Below are 22,687 nucleotides of genomic sequence, written 5' to 3' on the forward strand. Positions count from 1 at the left end.
ACCGTGCTGTTACAGACCCGGCGCAAAAGTGTGTCCACCTTGCATAGTAGGGGGGAGTCTTCTTTACGCCCATCCGCAACTGTTCGAGCAGTGCGGCTCATCCAGACGCGCGTCCCGGCGGACGCCCGCGAGAACGTCCTCGCGACGCTCGACGAGGAGAACATCGAGCACATCGTCGCCGACGAGGGCGGCGACAGCGACGCGATGGTGCTCTACTTCCCCGTCCCGGACGGCGCCGTCGAGAAGGTCCTCGACCGACTGCACGAGGAGGGCCTGGAGGAGGACGCCTACACCGTCATCACGGACATCGAGTCGGCCACCACGCCGACGCTGAAGGACCTGGAAAGCAAGTACACGCAGGGACCGGACGACGAGGTGGGCCTCTCGCACGCCGCCCTGCGCTCGAACGCGCGGGAGGTGACGCCCGGACGCCCCATGTTCGTCATGTTCGCCGCGCTCAGCGCGGTGCTCGCCGCGGCCGGCCTGTTGCTCAACTCCGCCATCGTCATCGTCGGGGCGATGGTCATCTCACCGTTCGCCGGGTCCTCGCTGTCGGCCAGCGTCGGGGCGGTCATCGGCGACTACCGGTCGATGCTGGACAGCTTCAAGTCCCAACTGCTGGGGCTGGTCGTCGCCGTCGGGAGTGCGACTGCCGCCGCGGCACTCATCAAGTGGAGCTACCTCGTGCCCCCCTCGCTGGCCATCGAGAACATCGCGCAGGTGAGCGCCTTCTCCATCCCCATCGTCCTCACGTTCTTCATCGCCATCTTCGCGGGGGCGGCGGGCGCGCTGGCGCTGGCGACGGACCTCTCGGTGTCGCTCGCGGGCGTCGCCGTCGCCGCGGCCATCGTCCCCGCGGCGGCCGCCGTCGGCCTCGGCGTTGTCTGGGTGAAGCCGTTGCTCGCACTCGGGGCCATCGTCCTCCTCCTGATGAACCTCCTGCTCATCAACGTCTCGGCGTTCGTCGCGCTGACCCTCTTCGGCTACCGCGGGTCGGCGAACGTCGCCCTGCGGGAGTACGTCACGTTCGACCTCCGGTCGGTGGGGTACGCCGTCGTCGGCGTCGTCGTCCTCGTCGCCCTCGTCGTCTCGGTAGTCAGCACTTACCAGTATCTCGTGTTCGTCGAGACGACCAACCACAACGTCGAGGCGGTCCTCGGCGAGGGCCAGTACGAGGACCTCGAACTCGTCGACGTGCAGACCGACTACGGCGCGGAGTTCCTCTACCCGTCGAGCGAGAGCGAGACCGTTCGCGTCGTCGTCAGTCGGAGCGCGGGCGAGGAGTACCCGGACCTCTCGCGGGCGCTCCAGCGTGAAATCGCCGCTGACACGCCGAGAGGCGTCACCGTACAGGTGCAGTTCGTCGACTACCAGCAGACGACGCCGCAGGGCAGCGATGTCCGGGACCCGGACCTGTCACTGGGCGCCGGGGCGACGTCACGGGGAGGAGTAGGCGTCGCCTGAGGGGACGGTCGCCGCGCCGTCGTTCAGTTTCACCCGGCTCTCCAATCGCTTAAGCGTCTCCGGGCGAGAGCGCACACCATGCCGGGCAACAGGAAGGGCGACCGGATGGAGCGGGAACTCGTCAACGAACTCGACGCGCGCGGGTTCGCCGTGATGCGTGCCCCCGCAAGCGGGTCGTCGACGGACCGCGAACTCCCGGACGTGTTGGCCGGGAACGGCGAGGTGTTCTACGCCATCGAGGCGAAGGCCTCCAGCGGCCGGCCCATCTACCTCACCGGCGAGGAGGTGGAGGCGCTCGTCTACTTCTCGCAGAACTTCGGCGCGAAACCCCGCATCGGCGTCCGCTTCGACCGCGAGGAGTGGTACTTCTTCCACCCGGCGGACCTCTACGTGACGGACGGCGGCAACTACCGCGTCAAGAAGGAGACGGCGCTGGCGGAGGGGACGGACATCGAGGAACTGACCGGCGGGCCGAAGCAGGCACGCCTCACCGACCCGACGGAGTAGTGCCGGCCCCTACTCGGCGGGGAGTGCCGGCGGGTCGGTGCCCCGGACCCGACCCGGACTGCCCTCCCGGTCACCGTCGCGCCGCGGGACGAGTTGCTCCAGACGGGAGAGGGGGAACGAGTACTGCCTGAGTTCGTCGAACGGCGTCTCCGGGTCGCCCGAGAAGGGGTAGACCGCCCGGACGACGGGGTCCGAACTCGGGTAGTGTTCGTTCTTCGGGTAGTCCGCGACGGTCACCGCCTCGCCCTCGGCGCCCGCGCCGAACTCCTCGAGGGGGCGGTTGGCGGCGATGGTGACCTCGTCGGCCCGGTCGCCCGTCGTCTCGACGACGACGACGACCGCGCCCGTCTCCCGGTCGCGGACCGTCGTGCCCGGCGGCAGGTAACAGCGCTCGCAGACGGCGGGCGCGGACTCGGGGACGAACGCCCCGCGGCCGCAGTGCAGACACTCGACCGCACGCTGGCCGGGGGCGGGGAGTCGACCCCCCGTGATTTCGAGTGCAACGCGGCGGATGTGCTTACAGCGTTCGCCGCGCATCTGGTGGTCGGGACAGGAGCACCGCGACTCGAGCAGGTCGACCGAGTAGGTGTTGCCACTGTCGCTGTCGACCTCGTAGATGCCGCCTCCGAGCGCCGAGACGGCCATTCGCTCGGTCCACGCGCGGGCGGCGCGCGGGTCGAGAAGCCGGGTGTCGGGCGCAAGTGCGACTCGCGGTGACGCTGGTGTGTGTTCGGTTTGCGTCATGGCTGACTGGGTGGAGCGGACGGGACCGTCTCCAGTCGAAACGTAGGTCGCGCAGGCCCATGAACCACTCGCTGGCAGACGCAACCCCCAGAAACCGGGCCGTCAGCCCCGGTGGGACGGGTTCGCGGTCGATCGGTGCTTCGAAGCGTTTTTGCCCCGACCGCCGGAACGCCGGACATGGCCAGCGAACGCGAGACGGTGCTCGAAATCGCCGTCTCCACCGTCACTGTCGGGTTGTTCATCGCCGTCATCATCGGCATCGGTTCGACGTTCAACGACGGTGGCCTGAGCCAGCAGGGGGCGCTCGCGCTCATCGGCTCCATCGCCGGGTTCGTCCTGCTGATGGTCGTCGTCGCCCTCGTCCTCTCCCGCAAGTAGAACCCCGTCCCCTCGCGCACGTCGACCCGTGAGCGGTCAGTCCGCCGTCTCGCCGGTGTCGCCCTCGCCGCCCGGCTCCGCCCCCTCCAGCCGCGCCGCGTAGTACGACAGCGGGTGGTCGATGGTCGCACAGAGGTCGTCCCTGTTCACGCAGTCGCCCCACGCCTGCGTGGTGGCACAGCTCGGCGAGGGGTACGTGCCCGCGCCCGACTCGTCGCTCGCCAGTCGCTCCGCCGTGTAGGTGAACTGCTCGTCGGAGCGGCCACAGAGCGCCGTGATGGCGGCGGCGTCCATCCCGACCGTGGCGAGAAAGGAGACGAGCGCGAACCGCGAGCGGTGGGGCAGTTCCTCGCCCGCCTGCGCCCGGTCGAGAAGCGCCGCGATACACGGCGGGAACGAGTCGGGGTCGACCCGGTCGAACGACCGGGGGTAGTCCGCGCTCGACAGGGTCGCGGAGACGGACTCCGCGACGGGGGCGAGGGGGTCCGCTATCTCGTCGGGCACCGCCAGCGGCAGGCCGTCGGCGACCCGGTTCTCGACGGCCTGTCGAAGCAGGTCGTACAGTTCGCTCCGGGTGACCGTCACCGCCCCGTCGCCGAGTTCGCGCCGGACGAGTCGCCACGACTCCCCCTCCGGGGCCAGTTCGAGGTACTCGCCCACGTCGACGCGGTAGTCCCCGTCGACCGACCGGACCGACCCCGCGAGGCCGAACTCCCGGAGGAAGGCGTCGAGCGAGACGTCGGGGTCGCCCCCGCCGAGGCGCGACTGACCGCCGCGCTCGAGGTCCTCGACGAACCGTTCGTGGGCGGTGGCCGCCTCGCTCGCGGCGTACTTCTCGACCGCTCCCGGCGCGTCCAACAGGGAGACGACGACGCGGGCGATGGGGTAGGAGAGGACCTCCGTGCGGGCGTCGACGCGCGGGTCCTCGCTGGCGACGGTCCCGGCGACGAGTGCACGTTCGACCCGCTCGCGGCCGCGAGTCACCGCCGGGTGGTCGCGCTCGCGGTTCACCAGGTCGACGAGTGCGACGTCCGCCCGCTGGACGGCCTCTCGGGCACCGTCGAGGAACGGGTAGCGGGCGTGACGGGCGTCCATGCCCCATCGGTCGGGACGGCGGGCGAATAAACGGCGCGGTCTGTGGGGCCGGGACGGACGGTCAGCCCACGCCCCGACCGCGGAGGACGGCCCACGCGCCGCCCGGGGCGACGAGGAAGGCGGCGAGGACGACGGGGACGCCCGCGATTCCGAACCACGACGAGTCCGAGGACGGCCAGCAGGAGGGTCGGGAGGGTCAACCACTCGTGGTCGTCTCCCGGAGCGAACGACCTATACCGGACGACGGCAACACACGTCCAGTGCGGTTCCGTTACCCCTGTCCCGACTGTCGGAGCGCCAACAGTCTCCACGGCCCGGAGTGCCGGTTCGACGGGACGCCGTGGCACGAAATCGAGCGGGCCTACGCCGACATCGTGGCCGTCCTCTCGGGCGGCGCGACGACGGAGGGACGACTCCGTGAAGCGGTGGAGGGGCCGTGGGACAGCCTCCGCTCCGCGGCGCTCTCGCGTCTCCGCCACGAGCAACGTCTCCGGGAGACGCCTGGCGGGGCGCTCGAACTGCTCTCGCCCGCCGAGTTCAAAGAGCAGGTGTCCGAACCGACGATGGAACCCATCCGCACCGTCTACGAGAAGGGGTCGGTGCCGGGCACCCACGACAACGCCGTCTTCGCGCTCGTCGCCTACTACGAGATGGTGGGCCTCTCGTGGCCCGAGACGAAGGAGAACGTCGTCGCGTGGCTCCACGAGTCGGGGACGTGGGCGCGCGGCGGGTTCGAGGAGGCCACGCCCGAGGAACTCGTCGAGTCGAAACGCCACGTCTACACGGCGGGCTACGGCTGGAAGGAGAAGGCGCGGGCGGCGAAGGCGGTCATCGACCGCTCGCTCTGATCCATGGACAGGAGCACTATGATAATCAGGAACATCAGGGTTCGAAGGTAGAGTTGTGTCTGGTGTTCGAGATATCCAGCTAGTAGAAGCTGGGTCGGGGACTCGCTACCGAGCACAGTACACCATCGGGGTAGATGAGTCCGGGAGTCCAAGAGGGGACGGGCCGTACGTGTTTGCAGCAGTACAATGTTCGAGGGAAAAAAGTGAGTGGCTAGCAGAGCAGTTAGTTAGTACTGGTCTCGAACCCTGGCGGAGTAAGTCCCGTTCGAGAACTGCTGTCCTTAGTGGCGATGAACTGAACGCTCGAATCGTTCCTCGAATCAGTGTACTCGACAGGAATAACGGTGGCCGTAGTCGGTGGCTGGGACGACTACACAGTCCGACAACGGGCCGCGACAGCGAATATTGTGACAACGAAGGCACTAACTATGGACTCGTCACCAGAGTACTCAGGAGATAGTGCAGTCATGCTGCACGACGGGAGCGAGGACACATATGGACGGACCCAGAAGTACCTCCGCCAACACGCTGCATCGCAGTTCGGCAACGGCTTCGATTCTCGTGTCTGTCCCGTTTACACAGCTGCGCTGCCGAAAGCCGACCTCTCATATCCTGAAGTGACTGCAGCGGACTACATCGCTGGTTACGTGCGCAACCGGATGATATCGGGAATCGGTTTGGAGTCGTTAGCCCTGAATGTAGCAAGAATCGATTCGTCTTGGAAAGCATCGAACGATGGCGTTCCAAGTGCGTTCTACCGACTACGAACGTCTGGTAGCGTCCAGCAGAGTACAGAACGGTCGCGCGTAGTAGCGTGGATGCAGGGTCGACGGCTTCCAAGGGACAGTACGGTAAGTGGCCGCAGACAGTACGAAAATATGATTGACCGGATCCAGTCTGAGACACTGCGAGAGTATCTACTGAGACTGGAGTAAGTTGAAATCGGAAGTCAACAGGACGGGAGCTTTGACCTCGCGTCCCTAACCGGAACGCACCCCGCGGATTGCAAGGGTACGTACCGCTTCCTCAACTATAGGTTGAGTCCGATTGCTGATAAGGCTTGCCCACAGATAGCTACATCGGAGCGTCCAAAAAAAAGAGTAGAGAGCGTCGTTTGATACGTTTCAGTCGCTCTGGATGCGGGGGGCGAGCATGTAGGTGACGTTGCCCTGCCCCTCCGCGATGTCGAAGTGGAGTTTGACGGGGAACTCCTCGCCGAGTTCGATGGTGACCTCGGCGTCCTTCGGGATGGCCTTGTTCATCTCCTTGAGGTAGTCGAGGCTGAACAGCGAGTGGGCGTCGCCCGGCGAGAGGTCGATGAGGTCCTCCCGGGTGAGTTCGAGGTGGACGTCGTCGGTGTCGCCCTGCGCGTCGACGTAGAACGTCTCGGCCTCGGTGTCGACGCCGAGTGCGATGTGGTCGGAGACCATGTCGGCGGCCTTCACCGCGCGGTCGATGTCGCGGCCCTCGACGACGATCTCGGCGGCGAGGTCCAGGTCGGGCAGGTCGGGTTCCTGCCGGATGGAGTCGGGGTCGATGAGCGCGAGGGTGTACTCCAGCCCGTCGAACTCGATGTGGAGCTTGCGGGTCTCCTCGTCGAGTTCGAGGTGGACCAGCTGGTCGGCGTCGGCCATCTTCGCGATCTCCTCCAGACGCGAGAGGTTGACGCCGATGACGCCGCCGTCGGTCTCGTAGGACTCGAAGGCCGCGGTGTCGAGCGAGAGGTCGACCATGCCGACGTTCGCGGGGTCGACGGCGCGAATCGTGAGCTCGTCCTCGTCCAGTCGGATCTTGCACTCCTCTACCAGCACGCTCACCGAGTCGAGCGCCGCCCGGAGCGTCCCCGAGCTCACGATAGCCTTGAACATGTCTTCGTGTATCCGCGAGGGGGTAAAAACATAAACGATTCACGCGCACGCGGGCGACTCGACCGACCGGCGGGGGCCTCGCGGTGGGGGCAAGCGCCAAATAGGTTCGACGAGTCACCGGATACTGTGAACGATCCCGACATCGATGCGACGCTCTCGCGGCGCCGTCTCCTCACGACGACGGGCGCCGGCCTCGCCGGGCTGGCGGCCGCACCGGGGCTCGCGAGCGCACAGGAGCAAAACGGGAGCAACGACAGCGAGAACGGCTCGGACGACGGGAGTCTGCGCATCCAGACGCGCGGCGTCATGCCCGAGACGGGTCGTGTGACCGCGGACAAGGACTACACGGGCTTTTTGGTCCACCTGACCGCCCGACTCGACAGCCTCGATGTGGGCGACATCAGCGAGTGCTCGTTCGTGAACTGGAATCCCGACGATACGGACATCTTCGAGACGCAGCTCGTCGACCGGGTCGGCCAGGAACAGGAGACGATCGCCTCGACGGTGTACGTCCCGAACGGCACGGACCTGCGTCCGGGCGACCTGCTGGTCATCAACAGCCAGCGCGAGTGTTCGAACGCGTACATCGGCGTCCAGATGGAGAACATCCGAGCGCCGAACCGCAAGCGAGGGTACGTCGCAGCCGACTCCGGGCAGACGGGCGCGGAAGGGGACGGCGGGTCCTCGGGCGCGTTCGGCCCCGGGTTCGGTCCGCTGGCCGCGGTCGGGGGCCTCGCGGGTGGCGCGTACGCGCTTGCCCGGCGCGGCGACGGGGAGTGAGGGGAGAGCGAAGGGCGTATCCGGCCCTCTCGCCTACCGTCGGCAAATGAGCCGCAAGGACGATTTCTACAACCGCGCGAAGCAGCAGGGCTACCGCTCGCGCGCGGCCTACAAGCTGAAGCAGTTGGACGAGACGGCCCACCTGTTCTCGGAGGGGGACACCGTCGTCGACCTCGGGGCCGCCCCCGGCGGGTGGCTGCAGGTGGCACGGGAACTCACCGGCGAGGACGGCAGCGTCGTCGGCGTCGACCTCCAGCGCATCAAGCCAATCGACGGCGTCGAGACGATTCGCGGTGACATGACGGAAGCCGAGACCCGACAGGAGGTCCTCGACAGCGTCGGCACCGCAGACGTGGTGCTCTCGGACATGGCCCCGAACATGACCGGGGAGTACTCGCTGGACCACGCCCGGTCGGTGTACCTCGCGCGACAGGCCTTCGAGACGAGCCTCGAACTGCTCGAATCGGGCGGCGACCTCGTGATGAAGGTGTTCGACGGCCCCGACCTGCAGGACCTCAAGGCGGACGTAGAAGAGGAGTTCGAGTACGTCCGGGAGGTCCGCCCGGAGGCCTCGCGCAAGGAGTCCTCGGAACTGTACCTCGTCGCGAAGGGTCGCCTCACCGCGCCTGTCAGGGAGGGCGACGAACTCGAAGTGGAAATCACGGACGTGGGGAGCGAGGGCGACGGCATCGCCAAGGTGGAGGGCTACACGCTGTTCGTCCCCGACACCGAGGCGGGCGACGTGGTCACCGTGCGCGTCGGCGACGTGAAGCCGAACTTCGGGTTCGCGGAGAAAGTGGGAGCGTAGACGGGAAGTCGTCGGGAATCAGCCGCTCGGCGTCGCCCGCGTGTCGGTCTCGCCGTCGCGCACCGCCCGGACGACGGCGTAGACGAACGGCGTGTCGACGAGGGCGATGAGCAACTTGAGGAGGTACTGCCCGACGACGAGCGACGCCACCACCGAGAGGGGCAGTGCCTCGCCGACGCCGAGGACGACGGGCGCGAGGAAGAACGCCACCCCGACGAAGATGACGGTATCGAGGAGTTGGCTGCTCGCCGTCGAACCGACGTTGCGGAGCCAGAGGTGGTCGCCGTCGGTGTACTCGCGCAGGCCGTGGAAGACGACGACGTCCCAGTTCTGGCTGACGACGTAGGCGAGGAGACTGCCGACGACGATGTTCGTCGAGGCGCCGAGGACGGCGCGGAACTGCCCGGCGAACTCGGGGTTCGCGGCGGGCGCGAGGATGGTGCTCCAGACGAGCGCCAGCACGACGAAGTTCATGACGAAGCCGACGTTGACCATCGCCTGTGCCGCCCGCTTGCCGTACAGTTCGGAGTAGCAGTCGCTGGCGAAGAACGTCAGCGCGTAGGCCAGCGCCGCCCCCGGCAGGGCGAGCGTCGACCCCGCCAGCGGGAGCGAGAGCGGCGACTGGAACAGGAGCACCTTCGCGGCGGTCAACTGTGCGGTGACGAGTGCCGTCACGAACAGCGCGGCCAGCGCCAGCGCGGGGACGGGGACGCCCCGGTCGGGCGTGCTACTCATCGTCCGCCAGTCGCCCGTGGCGGGCGTCTATCTCGTCTAAGATGTCGAGGTTCTTCCTGATGGACGCACGGATGGCGTCGCTCCGGTTGACGTACTTCCCGTCGTCGCCGACGTGGGCGTCGAGATCGTCGAGGAGCTCCTGTGGGACCTCGACGCTTATCTTGGGCATACTCCAGGATTACCCCACGAATAGGAGAGAGTGTCGGTTCCGCGGCGAATCAGTGCGCCTGAAAGAGACGGAGGAGTTCGCGGCCCGCGTAGCCCGCGACGAACCCGACGAGCGCGCCGCCGAGGCAGATGGCTGCGACGGTACCCGTCGTGCCGACGACGAGGGCCTCGCTGCGACCGAAGAGGGCGAACGCCGCCGTCGGCACCACGCCGATGGCGAGGCTCTCGGCGAGGCCGCCGCCGCGGCCCGCGCTGATGGCCGAGACGACCGGCGGCGTCCCCAGGAGAGCCCATGGGAACACCTCGCGGTAGAGCGTGTCGCCGACCGCACCGCCGGGGAGGACCACAACCGCGACGATACAGAGGACGCCCACGGCGTACAGTCCGGAGACGAACCACTGACGGGTATCCTCGTCCCCTCGGAGGAGAGCCACCGCGGACTCACTCATCCGTGTCCTCGTCGGCGGGCGAGCGGCGCGAACCGGTCGTGGGTCGACGGGCGGTACGGGCCGCCATCCGGGGGTCGTCGGGGGACATGCCTTGAGATGTATTCGTTCTGACTGATAGTCTCTCGGTCGCGAACGTCGTACACCGGTGCGTGAGCTATCGGCAAAAAGCTCCCGATTCTTCACTCAGTCGGCGCGCTGACCCGCCGAGCGGGGCGTCCGGCGGCCCCCGAGGGTGTACACCCACAGCAGGCCGAGGCCGAGGCCGTACGCGAAGACCACCGGGAGGCCGAACAGGAACATGGTGAACACCCCCCGGGGCGAGAGGACGGCGGCGGCGAGCATCACCGCGACGGTGAACTCCCGCCAGCGGGCGCGCATCGTCGCGTAGGGGACGAGGCCGCCGCGGTGGAACAGCAGCATCGTCGAGGGGATAGTGGCGAGGAGGCCGACGCCGACGGTGGTGAAGAACACCAGCCAGCCGAAGCCGTTGATCTGGTACTTGATGAGCATCGCGTTGTTCACCACGTCGGCGGCCAGCCACGAGATGACCGTCGGGGCGACGACGGCGTAGCCGACGGCGCTCCCGAGGGCGAGTGCGACGAACGTCGTCGCGGCCCAGAAGAACAGCACGTTCCGGTCGCCGCCGACCAGTCCGCGCTGTTTGAGCGCCGGCCACGCGTAGTAGAGCAGGAGCGGGATGACCGCGACGGCGGCGACGATGGTCGACACCTTCACCTCGAAGACCAGCGCCTCAACGGGGTGGAGCGTGACGATGTCGACGCTCTGGGGCGTGACGGTCTGTTCGAGGCGGTAGACGAACCCGGGGTCGAGCGGACCGAGACCGCCCGCGAGCGGGTTCGTGGGGACGAGCGGTCCGGAGGAGGCCGTCACCGCCGTCGGGAGGCGACCCAGGAAGTCGCGTTTGATGTCGCCGATACCGCCCGCGTAGAGCCACCCGAAGGTGACCGCGAGGACGGTCATGAACACCGCGATGAGGCGGAACGACTTGGACGTGAGGCTCCCGAGGATGAACTGGAGGTCGTAGAGGTAGCCGCCGATGTCCTCCTCGGTGGTCTCGTCCTCGGTGAACGAGTCGACCATTCCCGCCGTCGTGCGGGTGAACAGGCCGCTCTCGTCCTCGTCCGTCTCGTCACCCTCCTCGAAGGCGGTCTCGGCCGTCGCCTCCTCCACGTCGGCGTCGGCGTCCTCGGCGTCCGCCGCGGTCTGCGCCGTGTCGAAGCGGTCGAGGATGGCCTGTGCCTTCTCGTGGTCGCCCGCGGCCATGGCGGTCCGCGCGTGGGCGAGCGAGTCGTCCTCGCTCATGGCGGCGAACACCTCGTCGGGGGCGGCACGCACGCCCGCGGCGTCGAGTTCGTCCACGTCGATGGCCGTCGGGTCGCCGAAGCGGGCGCGTTCGGCCCGGTCGGCCGCCGCCACCATCCGACTGGCCGCCTGCAAGCAGAGGTAGACGTAGTACACCATCACGACCAGCACCATCCCCAGACCGGCGACGACGGCGGTGGCGAAAATCGCTTCGAGGCGCGGGAGGCCCCAGAGGTCCTCTATCCGCGGAAGGACGGGAGGCTGGTAGCCGGCGGGGAACAGCGGGCGGACCTGTTCGTTGAAGTAGGTCCCGCCGCCGTAGGCGATGGCGGCGTAGACGACGCCGAAGGTGGCGGTGAACGTCCCCGCGAAGACGTACCAGTTCTCGCGCATCTGGGCGCGGAAGTCCACCTCCGCGCTCCCCCGCTTGGTGGTGACGACGAACTTCGCCAGCCCGAGGCTGAGCCAGTAGAGGACGAGCAGTGGGACGGCCCACATGATCTGCGTGAATGGGTCCGGCGGGGAGAACAGCGCCCCGAAGACGAAGATGGCGACGACGGCGTAGCGCCAGTTGTCGCGGAACGTCTCGTAGGGGACGATGTCAGCGAACGCGAGCGCGGACATGACGAGGGGCAACTGCGCCGCGAGGCCGAACGAGAGGGTGAGAAAGAGGACGAACTCGGCCCACTTCACGATGGAGTACGTGGGCGTGAACCCGGAGGTGGTGGCGTTCGAGGCGAGGAACTCGAACATCACCGGGAAGAAGACGTAGTAGCCGTAGGCGATGCCGAGGAGGAACAGTACGAGCGCCATCCCCCCGAGGAAGACCAGTTGCCACGTGGGGACTTTCTCGGCGGGCCACCATCCGCGCTGGCGGAGCGCGTCGCGCGAGAAGTAGATGAGGACCGGGAGGGAGAGGATCGCACCCACGATCATCCCGATCTTCGCCTGCAGGAGGATGACGTCGAAGGGCGTGACGGCGATGATACCGGCTTCGGTGTGGGAGATGAGGTCCGCCCGGAGGCGCGCCCACCCGAAGTAGTAGAGGTAGAAGATGGTACCGAGCAGACCGAACAGGAAGACGAGCGCCACCTTCTGGAGATGGCTCTGGGCCGCGCGGAGGACCTCTCCGACGGCGGCCCTGCCGTCTGCTATGGCACGTTTCGTACCGTCGTCGATAGCGCCCGACACACCCGACCTAGCCTACTCGTCGCTATCAATCTTTTCCGTCGCCGTCGGGTGAGAAGGCTTACAACGGCGCGGTGACCTACAACGGGGTGATGAGCGACGACACGCGTCGTGAGCCCGACGAGGACGAGGCGGGCAGCGACGCGGACCGCGAGTCCCCCGAGACCCCCGACGCGGGGGAGGGGGACGAGACCTCCACCTCGCCCGAGGCGACCGACCCGGACCACGGTGACGGCGCCGACGAGTCGGGGGAGGCCGCCGACATTGACGCGGATGTGGATGCAGACACAGACACAGACACGGACGCAGATGCGGATGCGGACGCAGACGCGGACGACGACGAGTCCGGCCTCCCGACCGAGGGGTCGCTCCCGGCGTGGGTTCAGGAGGACGACGTCCCGGGCGGTGACGCCGACGACGACGAGCGGGATGGCGAGACGCCCGAACGCGAGGAGCAGCGGGACCCGACCGAACTCGACCCGGACCTCGCCGACCAGGGCATCGACTGGGACGCGATGGAGGAGGTGGACGACGACGAGGACGCGGCCGTCGCCCAGTCCGACGGCGGCGCGACGGTCTCTGGCGGCGGGTTCTCGGACGACTTCGACGATGACTTCGACGGGTTCGAGGGTCCCGAGGGCGACCAGGAGATGCCGCTGGCCGACCACATCGAGGAGATGGTGCGGCGCCTCGGCATCGTCATCATCGCGATGTCGGTGGTGAGCGTCCTCGTCCTCCCCTTTTCGGTGGACCTGATCAACTTCATCTGGTACTCCATCCTCGGCAACGTCCAGGACGTGCCCAACGCGCCCCACGTCTACCGGCCGCTGGCGCTCGTCCTCGCGCGCCTGAAGGTCGCGACACTCGCCGGGTTCGTCGTCGCCCTCCCCGTGTTCGTCTTCCAGACGTACCTGTTCATGCGCCCCGGTCTCTACCAGCACGAACGTCGTTACTACCTCGCGGCGGTGCCGACGAGCCTCGTCCTCGCGTTCATCGGGGTCGGGTTCGCGTTCTACCTCGTCCTCCCCGCGCTGTTCTCCTACTTCGTCAGCTACACGACCGGCGCGGCGGACATCGCCTTCGGGCTGACCGACACGTTCGGCCTGATGTTGCTCATGATGGGCTTCTTCGCCGCAGTCTTCCAGATACCCCTGCTCATCATGCTCGCCGTGATGATGGGGCTGACCACCCGCCGCTGGCTGGTCCAGCGTCGCCTCTACTTCTGGGGTGGCTTCCTCGGCGTGGCGCTCCTGTTCAGCCCCGACCCGACCGGGATGGCGCCCATCATCGTCGCGCTGACGATGGTGGTGCTGTTCGAGGGGACCCTGCTCCTCCTGCGCTGGGCGGGACGCTGAGGCCGTCGCTGTCCGATTTTCGGGTGCAGTAGAACAGTCGGAGAGCCGGCTAGCTGGTCGGATAGTCCGTATCGAAGACGTTCGTGACCTCGCCGTCACTCGACTCCTCGACGGACTCGTTCGCGGGGCTGACGCTCCCGGTGGCGTAGCCGCCCAGGTCGAGGGTGACGTGGTCGAAGCCGATGTCCGAGAGGTGCTCCTCGGCGGCGTCGGCGAACGCGGGGTCCAGCGCCCGTTCGAGTTCCTCGCGTCCCACCTCGATGCGCGCGAGGCCGTCGTGGTCGCGGACGCGGAACTGCTCGAAGCCCCACGTCCGCAGGAGGCGTTCGGCGCGTTCGACCCGCGAGAGCCGTTCTTCCGTGACTTCCAGTCCCGTCGGGATGCGCGAGGAGAGACAGGCCATCGCGGGCTTGTCGGCGACCGAGAGACCGTATTCCCGGGCGATTTCGCGCACCTCCTCCTTCGTGACGTCGTGGGCGAGGAGGGGCGAGAACACCTCCAGTTCCGCCACCGCACGGAGGCCGGGCCGGTGGCCCTCGCCGGGGTCCGAGGCGTTCGTCCCGTCGCAGACGGTGGGAATATCGAGCGCCTGTGCGCGTTCGTACATCTTCGAGAGACGCATCGTCCGGCAGTGGTAACAGCGGTCGCCGTCGTTCTTCACGAAGTCGGGGTTCTCCAGTTCGGAGAACTGGACCACCTCGTGTCGGATGCCGATTTCGTCGGCGACCCGCCGGGCGTCGTCGAGTTCCGCCTCGGGGAGCGTCTCGCTTCTGGCGGTGCAGGCGACGGCGTTCTCCCCCAACACGTCGTGGGCGAGGGCGGCGACGACGCTGGAGTCGACCCCGCCGGAGAACGCGACGAGGACGCCCTCCCGTTCTTCGAGGGCGGCGCGCGCGGCGGCCACCTTGTCGTCGAGGGTCATACTCGGGCCTCGCCCGCGGCGGGCAAAAGCCCACGCATCACGCCGCGAGGACGGACCCGGAGATGGCGCGGGGATTCCGGAGGACGGCAGGAACCTGCGGGCACAACAGTCACCTTATGGGCGCGAGTCACCCCCGGCCATGTCGGGACGCGACAGCACCACGGAACACGACGGGACGCCGAAGTACCCCGAGGACCACCGCGGGTCGCACCTGCTGGGCGTCGACGAGAGCGGCGCGCCGCTGTACTTCGACGCCGAGTCGAACACGGTGCTGACGGGGAAGGTCGACAGCGGCCAACTGCTCGACGAGTGGACGGACCGGACCGCCCTCGGCGACCGGGAGGTCGGGTCGTACGTCGAGGAGGAGTCGAGCACGTGGCAGTCCGTCACCGAGTTCGCGAAGTCACACCTGCCGGGGATGCGTTCGGAGGGGGACGACCACTGACGATGGCGGACGACCGGTTCCCCGAGGAGTACGACGGCGGGCAGTTGCTCGGCGTGAACGGGCGGGGGGCCCCGGTCTACTACGACGAGGCGGGCCGGGCGACGTTCGAGGGGATGGCGACGGTTGACGGCGTCGTCGGGCGGGAGAACGAACGACCCGTCGCCGACGGGTCGACCGTCGAGGACCTCGTCGACGACACCCGCGAGCGGGCCGGGTGGACGTGGCTGAGCGACTTCGCGAAGTCACACCTGCCCGTCGGGGACGACTCGGAGTGACCGGCCGCGGCGGAAGGAGGCGGGGCACGACGGAAGCCAACACACCACTCGTGGAGCGACGGACCTTTCTCGGCGGCCGGTAACGGGCCGGGTATGGACCTCGAGGCCATCCCGGGCGTCGGTGCCAAGACCGCCGAACGCCTCGCGCGACTCGAGGACCCCGAGCGGGCGCTCCGCGAGGGGGACGTCGCGGCGCTGGCGCGCGCCCCCGGTATCACCGAGGGCCGTGCGGCGCGCATCGCCCGGGGAGCCATCCGCCGGCGACACGGCGACACGACGGAGTTCCTCCGCACCGACCGCGCCCGCGAACTGTACGAGGCCGCCCTCTCGCTCCTCCAGGAGCGCGCGGTGACCGACTACGCCCGGAAGCGACTGGAGACGGTCTACCCGAGCGCCAGCGCCTCCCGCATCGACGAAGTACGGGAGTTCGCGACGGCGGCCGCCGAGCGCGACCCGGACCCGGAGGCGCTCGACGCGCTGGGGGGTGTCGCGCCGCTCTCGACGCCGACCGGCCTGCGCGTCAGGGACCGCTGTCTCGCGACGAACGACGCCGAGACGTACGCCAGCGCGAAGGAGGCGTTCCCGGAACTGAGCGTCGAACTCGTCGAGGACAGCCGCGACCTCGCGGAACTCGCCCGCGGGTACGCGACGGTCGTCGCGCTGGACGAGACGTTCGCGGGGTTGGACCTCGACGGCGACGTGCGCGTCGTCCCGGACGCCGAGGACCGACTGGAGGAGGTGGTCCCCGAACGCCTGCTGCGCTTCTTCGCCGACAACCGCGCGCGCCTCGAAGCGGCCGCCGCGGTCCACGACGCCGCGGGTCTCGACGCGCCGTTCGACCTCGACGCCCTCCGGAGCGGCCTCGACAGGTTGAGCGAGGACGGGACGGTGAAAGGCGACGAGGAACTCGACCGCCTGACGAACGCCGTCGACGACGTCGACGCGGCCGTCTCCACGGCCGAGAGCGTCGCCAACGACCGCCTCCGTGAGGCGATTCAGGAACGCGACGTGACCATCGAGGGTGCGGACCTGCTGTCGCTCGTCGAACAGGGCGCGCGCGTCGACACCCTGCTGGACCGCGAACTCGCCGACGAGTTCGAGGAGGCCATCGAGGCGGCGCGCGCCCACCTCGTGGACGCCCTCTCGCTTCGCGACCACGTGGACCTCGCCGAGCAGGCGTTCTCCGAGGACCCCACGTTCCCCGTCGAGCACCAGGAGAGCGCGGTGAGTCGCCTGCGGACGGAACTCACCGCCGAGCGGGACCGCCGGGCTTCGCGGCTGAAAGCCGACCTCGCGGCGGACCTCGCCGCACTCAGAGGGCCGGTCGAGGACCTCGTCCACGCCGCCCTCGAACTGGACGTGGAACTGGCCGTCTCGCGGTTCGCCCGCGATTTCGAGTGCGTCCTTCCCGAGTTCGAGGATGGCGCGGGAATCGACATCGAGGGTGGGCGTTCCCCCTTGCTGGACGTCGACTTCGACCTCGTGGACCCGGTGGACTACCGCGTCGGGGGCGTGGCGCTCCTCTCGGGGGTGAACTCCGGCGGGAAGACGTCGACCATCGACCTTGTGGGCCTGACCGTCGTCCTCGCACAGATGGGTCTCCCGGTGCCCGCCGAGGGCGTCACGCTGGAACGCTTCGACGCCCTGCACTATCAGGCGAAGAGTCAGGGCACCCTCGATGCGGGGGCGTTCGAGGCCACCCTCCGGGAGTTCGGCGGCCTCGTGACCGGCCCCGGCAACAGGTTGGTGCTCGTGGACGAACTGGAGAGCATCACGGAACCGGGGGCGAGCGCCCGCATCATCGCGGGCATCCTCGAAGCCCTCCACGAACAGGGGGCGACGGCGGTGTTCGTCTCGCACCTCGCGGGCGAGATTCGGGACGCGACGGGCTTCGACGTGCAGGTCGACGGCATCGAGGCGGTCGGACTGGTCGACGGCGAGTTGCGCGTCGAGCGGTCGCCCGTGAAGGGGCGACTCGCCCGGTCGACGCCCGAACTCATCGTCGAGAAACTCGCCGAGAGCGACGCGGACAACGACTTCTACCGGCGGCTCCTGACGAAGTTCGAAGCGGACGCCTGAGCGACTCACGAGGGTACAATCGGCCGATTCGCCGACGCGTCAGACGGGCGTACGCCGAACGCTTATGTGCTCTGCGTAGCGAGGTGAAAGTGATGGCCGACGACGAGATGCTGTCGTGGGACGAGTCCGTCTTCCGCGACGAGCACGTCTTCGAGATCGACTACCTCCCCGAGACGTTCCGCCACCGGGACGAGCAGATGCAGAGCCTGAAGTACGCGCTGCGTCCCGCGGTCCGGGGCTCTCGGCCCCTGAACGTGATGGCCCGCGGCCCGCCGGGGACGGGAAAGACCACGGCGGTCCAGAAGCTCTTCGGCGAGTTGCGGACCGTCTCGGACGTGAACGTCGCGCAGGTGAACTGCCAGGTCGACTCCACCCGGTACGCCGTGTTCTCACGGCTGTTCGAGGAGATGTTCGAGTACGAACCGCCCACGAGCGGTATCTCGTTCAAGAAGCTCTTCGGGCAGATCACCGACCGACTGGTCGAGGACGACGAGGTGCTCGTGGTGGCGCTCGACGACGTGAACTACCTGTTCTACGAAGGGGAGGCGTCCGACACCCTCTACTCGCTTCTCCGGGCGCACGAGGCGCACTCGGGCGCGAAGATCGGCGTCATCCTCATCTCCTCGGACCTGAACCTCGACATCGTCGACGAACTGGACACGCGCGTCCAGTCCGTCTTCCGCCCCGAGGAGGTGTACTTCCCCCGGTACGACGAACCCGAAATCGCGGACATCCTCCGCGAACGCGTCGAGCGCGGCTTCCGCGAGAACGTCGCCGCGCCGGACGTGGTCGAACGGGTCGCCGAACTGACCGCCGAGACGGGCGGCGACCTCCGGGTGGGCATCGACCTCCTCCGGCGGGCGGGGCTGACAGCCGAGATGCGCGCCTCACGGACCGTCGAACTGGAGGACGTCGAGACGGCCTACGACAAGTCGAAGTACGTCCACCTCTCGCGACACCTGCAGGGCCTCTCGGACTCCGAAATCGCGCTGGTGCGCGTCATCGCCGCCCACGACGGCGAGCGCGCAGGCGACGTCTACGAGGCGTTCGAGGCCGAGACGGGGCTGGGCTACACGCGCTACTCCGAACTCATCAACAAGCTGGACCAGCTGGGCCTCATCGAGGCCACCTACACCAGCGTCGAGGGGCGCGGGCGCTCGCGGGAACTCTCGCTGGCGTACGACGCCTCGGCGGTGCTCGAACGGCTGGAGTGAGGCGCGGCGGATCGAGCGCGCTCGCCTCGGTGGCGGGTCACGTTGAGGAGGGCTCGTCGACGTGGTTCGTGTCAGTCGATAGTATAAAAATTTCGATAGGTAGCCCTGCGGTTTCTAATGTGCTGGGTGAGGCGGTTACGTACAGACACAGATGAACGCAGCAGAAATCGGTCTTCGCCTGTTCGTCGGCGTCTTGCTCATCCTCGCGAACGGCTTCTTCGTCGCCATCGAGTTCGCGTTGACGCGCGCTCGTCAGTTCACCGAGGAGGAGTTCGTCGACGGCAACCCGCGCCTCGAACGGGCCTGGGAAATGACGAACGACCTCGAACTGTACCTGACGACCTGTCAGGTCGGAATCACGGCGTCGAGCATCGCGGTCGGTATCGTCGCGGAGCCGGCGCTGGCGGCCATCTTCGAGCCGCTGTTCGGCGGAACCGCGCTCGCGAGCGTCGGTGCGGGCGCGCTCATCGCCTACTTCATCATCAACCTGGTCCACCTGACCCACGGCGAGCAGGCACCGACGTACCTCGGCGTCGAGCGCTCGCGGATGGTCTGCCGGTACGGCGCGACGCCGCTGTACTGGTTCTACGTGCTCATCTCGCCGCTCATCACGTTCGGCGACTGGGTCGCGAAGGGCACCCTGCGCCTGTTCGGCATCGAGATGACGGGTGCGTGGCTGGAAGCGGAGGCGGACGTCATCGAGTCGCGGGCTGACCTCCGGCGGAACCTAGACGAGATGTTAGAGGAGGGGGGCGTCCCCGAAGACCGACAGGAGGAGATTCAGGCCGCCCTCGACATCGACCGCCTCACCGTCCACGACGTGATGGTCGACCGCGAGGACATCGCGGCGCTGTCGACGCGCGCGGACGTCCAGACGAACCTCGACGTCGTTCAGGACACGCCCCACACCCGCTTCCCGCTGGTCGGCGACTCCGTCGACGACTTCGAGGGCGTCGTCTACGTCCCGACCATCGTCAACCACATGGAGGAGCTGAACAGCGGCGAGGCGACGTTCGGGGACCTCGCCGCACCACCCCTGACGCTGTCGGACGAGACCACCGTCAGCGACGCCATCGACCTGTTCCAGGCCGAGCAGCAGGAACTCGCGCTTGTGCTCTCGGACGGCGAGGTCGTCGGCCTCCTCACCGCCACCGACGCCATGGAGGCCGTCATGGGCGAACTGGAGGACCCCCTCGACAGCGAGGGCGACACCAGCGGGACCGGGACCGGGACGGGGGGCGGCACGCCCTCCACCGACTGAATCGGGGTTCGGCGAGGAGGCCGCACTACTCGGTCGTGTCGCACGCGAACGCCCGCTCGTGGGTCGGGCGGGTCACCAGGGTTCGTCCTTCAGGCCGACGAGGTAGGCGACGACGTTGGTGCCGACGTGGAGCGCGGGGGTCATGACGAGGACGGCGGCGACGGTCCGGCGGGTGAACGTCCGGGCGAACCAGCGCGGCGCCGCGGTCGAGGCGACCCAGAGCGCCCCGGCGACGAAGTCCAACTGGTCGAGGCCGGGAACCATCGCGCCGCGCTGGCGGCCCGTGCGGCGCTTGAGGAAGGAGGCGGCGATGTCGCCGAGCATGGCCCCCGCGGGGAGCGCGAGGGCCGCACGCGGGGAGAATCGGGGGAGCGTGCAGCCCAGCCGACCTTCGATGCGGGGGGCGAGGCGGTTGAGGACGAGGGCGAGGAGCGTCCCGGAGAGGATGCCGGCGGCGGTGCCGCGCCAGGTCTTGCCGTCCCCGAGGAGGCGACGGCCGCCGAGGGTCCGCCCGCCGTCGATGGTCGGGCCGCCGCCGAAGAGGACCGCGGCGTTGTTCGGGACGTACGCCGGAAGCATCGCCCAGAACGCGGCGACGACGGTACGGAGCATACCTGCGTGCTCATCGGGGTGACAGTAAACCCTGCCGATGGAACCGGGGGACGGCCATGCTCGAAGCGCGCCTCGTGCTGGCGACGGTGCTGCGGACGGTCCACCTCGAACTCGTCACCGAACCGCCCCTCGACCTGTCGGCCAGCCTCACGACGCGACCGACCGAACCTGTCGAGATGCGGGTCCACACGCGGTGAAACGGGCCGGAAAAGGGAGCAATCAAGTGCCATCCGGCAGTATTCGCGAGCATGATTCCGCCGGTAGCAAGCAAGTTCGTCGCGGGGGAGAGTCCCGCGGAGGTGCTCGAACACGCCCGGCAGCTCCGTCAGCGGGGCGTCAAGAGCATCATCAACCTGCTCGGCGAACACTACCGCGAGCGCGACCCCGCGGACGACGACGCGGCGGTCTACCAGCAACTCGTCCGCGACGTCAGCGGTACCGACCTGGGGGCCTGCGTCTCGGTCAAGCCCTCGCAGGTCGGCCTCGGGGTGAGCGAGGACGTCCTGCGCGAGAACATGGCCGACATCGTCGACGCGGCCCGGGAGGAGGACGTCCGCGTGTGGATGGACATGGAGGACCCGGACACCGTCGACACGACCCTCGACGTCTACGAGGACCTGAACCGCGAGTACCCCACGATGGGGCTGTGCGTGCAGGCGAACCTGGAGCGCACCCGCGAGGACCTCGAACGCCTCACCGACCTGCCGGGGAAACTCCGACTCGTGAAGGGGGCCTACCAGCCGCCGAAGGGCGCGGGCTACCGGGACCGCACGCGGGTCAACGAGGCCTACCGGGAGTACCTGGAGTACCTCTTCCGAGAGCACGACGGCGGCGTAGCCGTGGGGAGCCACGACCCGGCGATGATCGACCACGCCATCGACCTGCACCGGGACCACGGGACCGACTTCGAGATACAGATGCTCATGGGCGTCCGCGAGGACGCGCAGGTCGAACTGGCGCGGGACTACGAGGTGTACCAGTACGTCCCCTACGGCGGCAAGTGGATGTCGTACTTCTCGCGGCGCGTCATGGAGCGAAAGGAGAACCTGACGTTCGCGCTGCGTGCGGTCGCGGGCGTCTGAGCGCCCGCGCGAACCCTCAGCGGCCGTCCTTCGAGGTCCCGCCGGCGCGCACCGGGTCGCCCGCGCCCGACTCCTCGGTCACGTTGATGGGGATGCCGCTCCCCTTGTTGTCGCCGAACCCGGCCGAGAGGATGCGCGTGAGGGCGTCCTCGACCGTCTCGTCGGTCACCGTGTAGTCCTCCGGTTCCACCTCGATGACGAACCCGGTGGTGATGTTGGGTGCGGTGGGGAGAAAGAGGACGTCGCGGCCGTCGTCGGTCACCTTGCCGGTCTTGAACGCCGTCATCCGGAGGCCGTTCCACGTCATGAGTTTCACGGGAGTCTGGAGTTCCTCGGGGCCGGCGACGGCCGTCTCGACGGCCATCTTCGAGGCGTTGTAGACGACGCGCAGGCCCGGTAGTCGGTTCATCGTCCCGTCGATGCCGCTCTCGACGACGTCCCCGAAGGCCGTCCGCATGAGGTAGCCGATGGAGAGGATGAGCAAGAGGAGGATGGCGAGGAGGAGGCCCACCTCGACGATGGGGGCGTACACGGGGACGTTACCCGCGTCCCGGTCCCAGAGTTCGATGATGCCGAAGCTGCTGAGTTTGTCGAACAGCCACCAGAGGATGTAGAGCGTGACGAGGATGGGGCCGAGGACGATGAGCCCACTGGCGAAGTCACGCTTCCAGGTGCCGGACGGGGCCATTGGGAGGGTGAAAACGCTAGCCGGTAATCAGCTTTCGCACTCGGGGGTCGCGGGCTAGCGGTGGGATTCGAGCGTGACCGCGTCGGCCAGCGGCGTCGTGAGCCACGCGTCGTCGCGACAGACGTCGGCGATGACGAGTCGCTCGTCCCGTTCGACCGCGGCCATCACCTCACACTCCGAGTCGGCGCTCGTCGTCGTGGCCGAGTCTGGGGCCATACTGTGACACTTACTAACACCCCACTATAAACGTGTCGGAACGGAAGAACCGTTCCGGCCGGTCGGTGAAATCGCTGTTTCACCTTTGCGTGACCTTTAGTCCAAGTAGGACGATGAGTGATGTGTGTGGACGTATGTCACGCAATAGTGGGAGAGAAATCGAGAAACGGGAGTATCGTGGCT

Annotated in this window: 25 protein-coding genes; 14 read left to right on the forward strand and 11 right to left on the reverse strand. The window is 68.0% G+C overall.

Annotated elements, in window-relative coordinates:
* Positions 1 to 90 precede the first annotated feature (90 nt).
* Positions 91 to 1,464: a TIGR00341 family protein gene (locus tag NKG96_RS01185; protein ID WP_254536638.1), complete on the forward strand. Its 1,374-nt coding sequence runs from the start codon at positions 91 to 93 to the stop codon at positions 1,462 to 1,464.
* Positions 1,465 to 1,542: 78 nt separating this feature from the next.
* Positions 1,543 to 1,971, forward strand: a complete 429-nt coding sequence (gene hjc / locus NKG96_RS01190; protein WP_254536639.1) for a Holliday junction resolvase Hjc — start codon at positions 1,543 to 1,545, stop codon at positions 1,969 to 1,971.
* A 9-nt stretch (positions 1,972 to 1,980) separates the two neighbouring features.
* On the opposite strand, the gene NKG96_RS01195 is transcribed toward hjc, so the two are convergent.
* Positions 1,981 to 2,616 (reverse strand): SWIM zinc finger family protein, encoded by a 636-nt coding sequence (locus NKG96_RS01195; RefSeq protein ID WP_368409266.1) that lies wholly within the window; start codon positions 2,614 to 2,616, stop codon positions 1,981 to 1,983.
* Positions 2,617 to 2,892: 276 nt separating this feature from the next.
* Between NKG96_RS01195 and NKG96_RS01200 the strand changes: the two genes are divergently transcribed.
* Positions 2,893 to 3,093, forward strand: coding sequence for a DUF7472 family protein (locus NKG96_RS01200; RefSeq protein WP_254536641.1), 201 nt, complete (start codon positions 2,893 to 2,895; stop codon positions 3,091 to 3,093).
* A gap of 36 nt (positions 3,094 to 3,129) precedes the next feature.
* Here NKG96_RS01200 and NKG96_RS01205 read toward each other — a convergent pair whose 3' ends face one another.
* On the reverse strand, positions 3,130 to 4,188 hold the full coding sequence (locus tag NKG96_RS01205) for a DNA primase large subunit PriL (RefSeq protein ID WP_254536642.1): 1,059 nt from the start codon (positions 4,186 to 4,188) through the stop codon (positions 3,130 to 3,132).
* Between the two features lie 260 nt (positions 4,189 to 4,448).
* On the opposite strand from NKG96_RS01205, the gene NKG96_RS01210 reads away from it, so the two are divergent.
* On the forward strand, positions 4,449 to 5,036 hold the full coding sequence (locus tag NKG96_RS01210) for a DUF7474 family protein (protein ID WP_254536643.1): 588 nt from the start codon (positions 4,449 to 4,451) through the stop codon (positions 5,034 to 5,036).
* Between the two features lie 1,124 nt (positions 5,037 to 6,160).
* Here NKG96_RS01210 and NKG96_RS01215 read toward each other — a convergent pair.
* Positions 6,161 to 6,904, reverse strand: coding sequence for a DNA polymerase sliding clamp (locus NKG96_RS01215; protein ID WP_254536644.1), 744 nt, complete (start codon positions 6,902 to 6,904; stop codon positions 6,161 to 6,163).
* A gap of 126 nt (positions 6,905 to 7,030) precedes the next feature.
* Here NKG96_RS01215 and NKG96_RS01220 point away from each other — a divergent pair, with 126 nt between their 5' ends.
* Both NKG96_RS01220 and NKG96_RS01225 read left to right on the forward strand, forming a co-directional pair.
* Positions 7,031 to 7,684 (forward strand): hypothetical protein, encoded by a 654-nt coding sequence (locus tag NKG96_RS01220; RefSeq protein ID WP_254536645.1) that lies wholly within the window; start codon positions 7,031 to 7,033, stop codon positions 7,682 to 7,684.
* A 46-nt stretch (positions 7,685 to 7,730) separates the two neighbouring features.
* Positions 7,731 to 8,492 (forward strand): 23S rRNA (uridine(2552)-2'-O)-methyltransferase, encoded by a 762-nt coding sequence (locus NKG96_RS01225; protein WP_254536646.1) that lies wholly within the window; start codon positions 7,731 to 7,733, stop codon positions 8,490 to 8,492.
* 18 nt (positions 8,493 to 8,510) lie between these two features.
* Here NKG96_RS01225 and NKG96_RS01230 read toward each other — a convergent pair whose 3' ends face one another.
* The 4 genes from NKG96_RS01230 to NKG96_RS01245 form a co-directional block, all read right to left on the reverse strand.
* Complete coding sequence (locus NKG96_RS01230) at positions 8,511 to 9,227, reverse strand: queuosine precursor transporter (protein WP_254536647.1); 717 nt, start codon at positions 9,225 to 9,227, stop codon at positions 8,511 to 8,513.
* Positions 9,220 to 9,396, reverse strand: coding sequence for a ribbon-helix-helix domain-containing protein (locus tag NKG96_RS01235; protein ID WP_254536648.1), 177 nt, complete (start codon positions 9,394 to 9,396; stop codon positions 9,220 to 9,222). Before NKG96_RS01235 ends, NKG96_RS01230 begins: the two co-directional genes overlap by 8 nt.
* Before the next feature lie 49 nt (positions 9,397 to 9,445).
* Positions 9,446 to 9,844, reverse strand: a complete 399-nt coding sequence (locus NKG96_RS01240; protein WP_254536649.1) for a hypothetical protein — start codon at positions 9,842 to 9,844, stop codon at positions 9,446 to 9,448.
* Between the two features lie 183 nt (positions 9,845 to 10,027).
* A complete protein-coding gene (locus tag NKG96_RS01245) occupies positions 10,028 to 12,358 on the reverse strand; it encodes a twin-arginine translocase subunit TatC (RefSeq protein ID WP_254536650.1) in 2,331 nt (776 codons plus the stop codon).
* 89 nt (positions 12,359 to 12,447) lie between these two features.
* Here NKG96_RS01245 and NKG96_RS01250 point away from each other — a divergent pair, with 89 nt between their 5' ends.
* The gene (locus NKG96_RS01250) at positions 12,448 to 13,710 is read left to right on the forward strand and encodes a twin-arginine translocase subunit TatC (protein ID WP_254536651.1); all 1,263 of its coding nucleotides are present in this window, start codon (positions 12,448 to 12,450) and stop codon (positions 13,708 to 13,710) included.
* 49 nt (positions 13,711 to 13,759) lie between these two features.
* Here the strand turns inward: NKG96_RS01250 and larE are convergent, their stop codons facing one another.
* Entirely contained in the window at positions 13,760 to 14,632 is an 873-nt protein-coding gene (gene larE, locus NKG96_RS01255; protein ID WP_254536652.1) for an ATP-dependent sacrificial sulfur transferase LarE, read from the reverse strand.
* A gap of 139 nt (positions 14,633 to 14,771) precedes the next feature.
* Here larE and NKG96_RS01260 point away from each other — a divergent pair, with 139 nt between their 5' ends.
* The 5 genes from NKG96_RS01260 to NKG96_RS01280 all read left to right on the forward strand — a co-directional run bounded on the left by NKG96_RS01260 (position 14,772) and on the right by NKG96_RS01280 (position 19,906).
* Complete coding sequence (locus NKG96_RS01260; RefSeq protein ID WP_254536653.1) at positions 14,772 to 15,077, forward strand: hypothetical protein; 306 nt, start codon at positions 14,772 to 14,774, stop codon at positions 15,075 to 15,077.
* 2 nt (positions 15,078 to 15,079) lie between these two features.
* On the forward strand, positions 15,080 to 15,352 hold the full coding sequence (locus NKG96_RS01265) for a hypothetical protein (RefSeq protein WP_254536654.1): 273 nt from the start codon (positions 15,080 to 15,082) through the stop codon (positions 15,350 to 15,352).
* A gap of 93 nt (positions 15,353 to 15,445) precedes the next feature.
* Positions 15,446 to 17,431, forward strand: coding sequence for a helix-hairpin-helix domain-containing protein (locus NKG96_RS01270; protein WP_254536655.1), 1,986 nt, complete (start codon positions 15,446 to 15,448; stop codon positions 17,429 to 17,431).
* Positions 17,432 to 17,523: 92 nt separating this feature from the next.
* Positions 17,524 to 18,645, forward strand: coding sequence for an ORC1-type DNA replication protein (locus tag NKG96_RS01275; protein WP_254536656.1), 1,122 nt, complete (start codon positions 17,524 to 17,526; stop codon positions 18,643 to 18,645).
* A gap of 151 nt (positions 18,646 to 18,796) precedes the next feature.
* Positions 18,797 to 19,906, forward strand: coding sequence for a hemolysin family protein (locus tag NKG96_RS01280; RefSeq protein ID WP_254536657.1), 1,110 nt, complete (start codon positions 18,797 to 18,799; stop codon positions 19,904 to 19,906).
* A gap of 72 nt (positions 19,907 to 19,978) precedes the next feature.
* On the opposite strand, the gene NKG96_RS01285 is transcribed toward NKG96_RS01280, so the two are convergent.
* Complete coding sequence (locus NKG96_RS01285; protein ID WP_254536658.1) at positions 19,979 to 20,518, reverse strand: CDP-2,3-bis-(O-geranylgeranyl)-sn-glycerol synthase; 540 nt, start codon at positions 20,516 to 20,518, stop codon at positions 19,979 to 19,981.
* 56 nt (positions 20,519 to 20,574) lie between these two features.
* Between NKG96_RS01285 and NKG96_RS01290 the strand changes: the two genes are divergently transcribed.
* Together NKG96_RS01290 and NKG96_RS01295 are read left to right on the forward strand one after the other, a co-directional pair.
* The gene (locus NKG96_RS01290; protein WP_254536659.1) at positions 20,575 to 20,715 is read left to right on the forward strand and encodes a cytochrome P450; all 141 of its coding nucleotides are present in this window, start codon (positions 20,575 to 20,577) and stop codon (positions 20,713 to 20,715) included.
* 51 nt (positions 20,716 to 20,766) lie between these two features.
* Complete coding sequence (locus tag NKG96_RS01295) at positions 20,767 to 21,600, forward strand: proline dehydrogenase family protein (protein ID WP_254536660.1); 834 nt, start codon at positions 20,767 to 20,769, stop codon at positions 21,598 to 21,600.
* Positions 21,601 to 21,616: 16 nt separating this feature from the next.
* Here NKG96_RS01295 and NKG96_RS01300 read toward each other — a convergent pair whose 3' ends face one another.
* Positions 21,617 to 22,288 (reverse strand): DUF502 domain-containing protein, encoded by a 672-nt coding sequence (locus tag NKG96_RS01300; protein ID WP_254536661.1) that lies wholly within the window; start codon positions 22,286 to 22,288, stop codon positions 21,617 to 21,619.
* Positions 22,289 to 22,342: 54 nt separating this feature from the next.
* A complete protein-coding gene (locus NKG96_RS01305; protein ID WP_254536662.1) occupies positions 22,343 to 22,504 on the reverse strand; it encodes a DUF7556 family protein in 162 nt (53 codons plus the stop codon).
* Between the last annotated feature and the right edge of the window lie 183 nt (positions 22,505 to 22,687).

It is taken from the genome of Halomarina litorea, assembly GCF_024227715.1.
Lineage (GTDB): Archaea > Halobacteriota > Halobacteria > Halobacteriales > Haloarculaceae > Halomarina > Halomarina litorea.

Coding starts and splice junctions, on each gene's coding strand:
- NKG96_RS01225 (WP_254536646.1), top strand. CDS start 7,731: ATGAGCCGCAAGGACGATTTCTACAACCGCGCGAAGCAGCAGGGCTAC.
- NKG96_RS01265 (WP_254536654.1), top strand. CDS start 15,080: ATGGCGGACGACCGGTTCCCCGAGGAGTACGACGGCGGGCAGTTGCTC.
- NKG96_RS01235 (WP_254536648.1), bottom strand. CDS start 9,396: ATGCCCAAGATAAGCGTCGAGGTCCCACAGGAGCTCCTCGACGATCTC.
- NKG96_RS01270 (WP_254536655.1), top strand. CDS start 15,446: ATGGACCTCGAGGCCATCCCGGGCGTCGGTGCCAAGACCGCCGAACGC.
- NKG96_RS01240 (WP_254536649.1), bottom strand. CDS start 9,844: ATGAGTGAGTCCGCGGTGGCTCTCCTCCGAGGGGACGAGGATACCCGT.
- NKG96_RS01205 (WP_254536642.1), bottom strand. CDS start 4,188: ATGGACGCCCGTCACGCCCGCTACCCGTTCCTCGACGGTGCCCGAGAG.
- NKG96_RS01300 (WP_254536661.1), bottom strand. CDS start 22,288: ATGGCCCCGTCCGGCACCTGGAAGCGTGACTTCGCCAGTGGGCTCATC.
- NKG96_RS01250 (WP_254536651.1), top strand. CDS start 12,448: ATGAGCGACGACACGCGTCGTGAGCCCGACGAGGACGAGGCGGGCAGC.
- NKG96_RS01275 (WP_254536656.1), top strand. CDS start 17,524: ATGGCCGACGACGAGATGCTGTCGTGGGACGAGTCCGTCTTCCGCGAC.
- NKG96_RS01260 (WP_254536653.1), top strand. CDS start 14,772: ATGTCGGGACGCGACAGCACCACGGAACACGACGGGACGCCGAAGTAC.
- NKG96_RS01290 (WP_254536659.1), top strand. CDS start 20,575: ATGCTCGAAGCGCGCCTCGTGCTGGCGACGGTGCTGCGGACGGTCCAC.
- NKG96_RS01215 (WP_254536644.1), bottom strand. CDS start 6,904: ATGTTCAAGGCTATCGTGAGCTCGGGGACGCTCCGGGCGGCGCTCGAC.
- NKG96_RS01280 (WP_254536657.1), top strand. CDS start 18,797: ATGAACGCAGCAGAAATCGGTCTTCGCCTGTTCGTCGGCGTCTTGCTC.
- larE (WP_254536652.1), bottom strand. CDS start 14,632: ATGACCCTCGACGACAAGGTGGCCGCCGCGCGCGCCGCCCTCGAAGAA.
- NKG96_RS01230 (WP_254536647.1), bottom strand. CDS start 9,227: ATGAGTAGCACGCCCGACCGGGGCGTCCCCGTCCCCGCGCTGGCGCTG.
- NKG96_RS01200 (WP_254536641.1), top strand. CDS start 2,893: ATGGCCAGCGAACGCGAGACGGTGCTCGAAATCGCCGTCTCCACCGTC.
- NKG96_RS01305 (WP_254536662.1), bottom strand. CDS start 22,504: ATGGCCCCAGACTCGGCCACGACGACGAGCGCCGACTCGGAGTGTGAG.
- NKG96_RS01195 (WP_368409266.1), bottom strand. CDS start 2,616: ATGGCCGTCTCGGCGCTCGGAGGCGGCATCTACGAGGTCGACAGCGAC.
- hjc (WP_254536639.1), top strand. CDS start 1,543: ATGCCGGGCAACAGGAAGGGCGACCGGATGGAGCGGGAACTCGTCAAC.
- NKG96_RS01295 (WP_254536660.1), top strand. CDS start 20,767: ATGATTCCGCCGGTAGCAAGCAAGTTCGTCGCGGGGGAGAGTCCCGCG.
- NKG96_RS01285 (WP_254536658.1), bottom strand. CDS start 20,518: ATGCTCCGTACCGTCGTCGCCGCGTTCTGGGCGATGCTTCCGGCGTAC.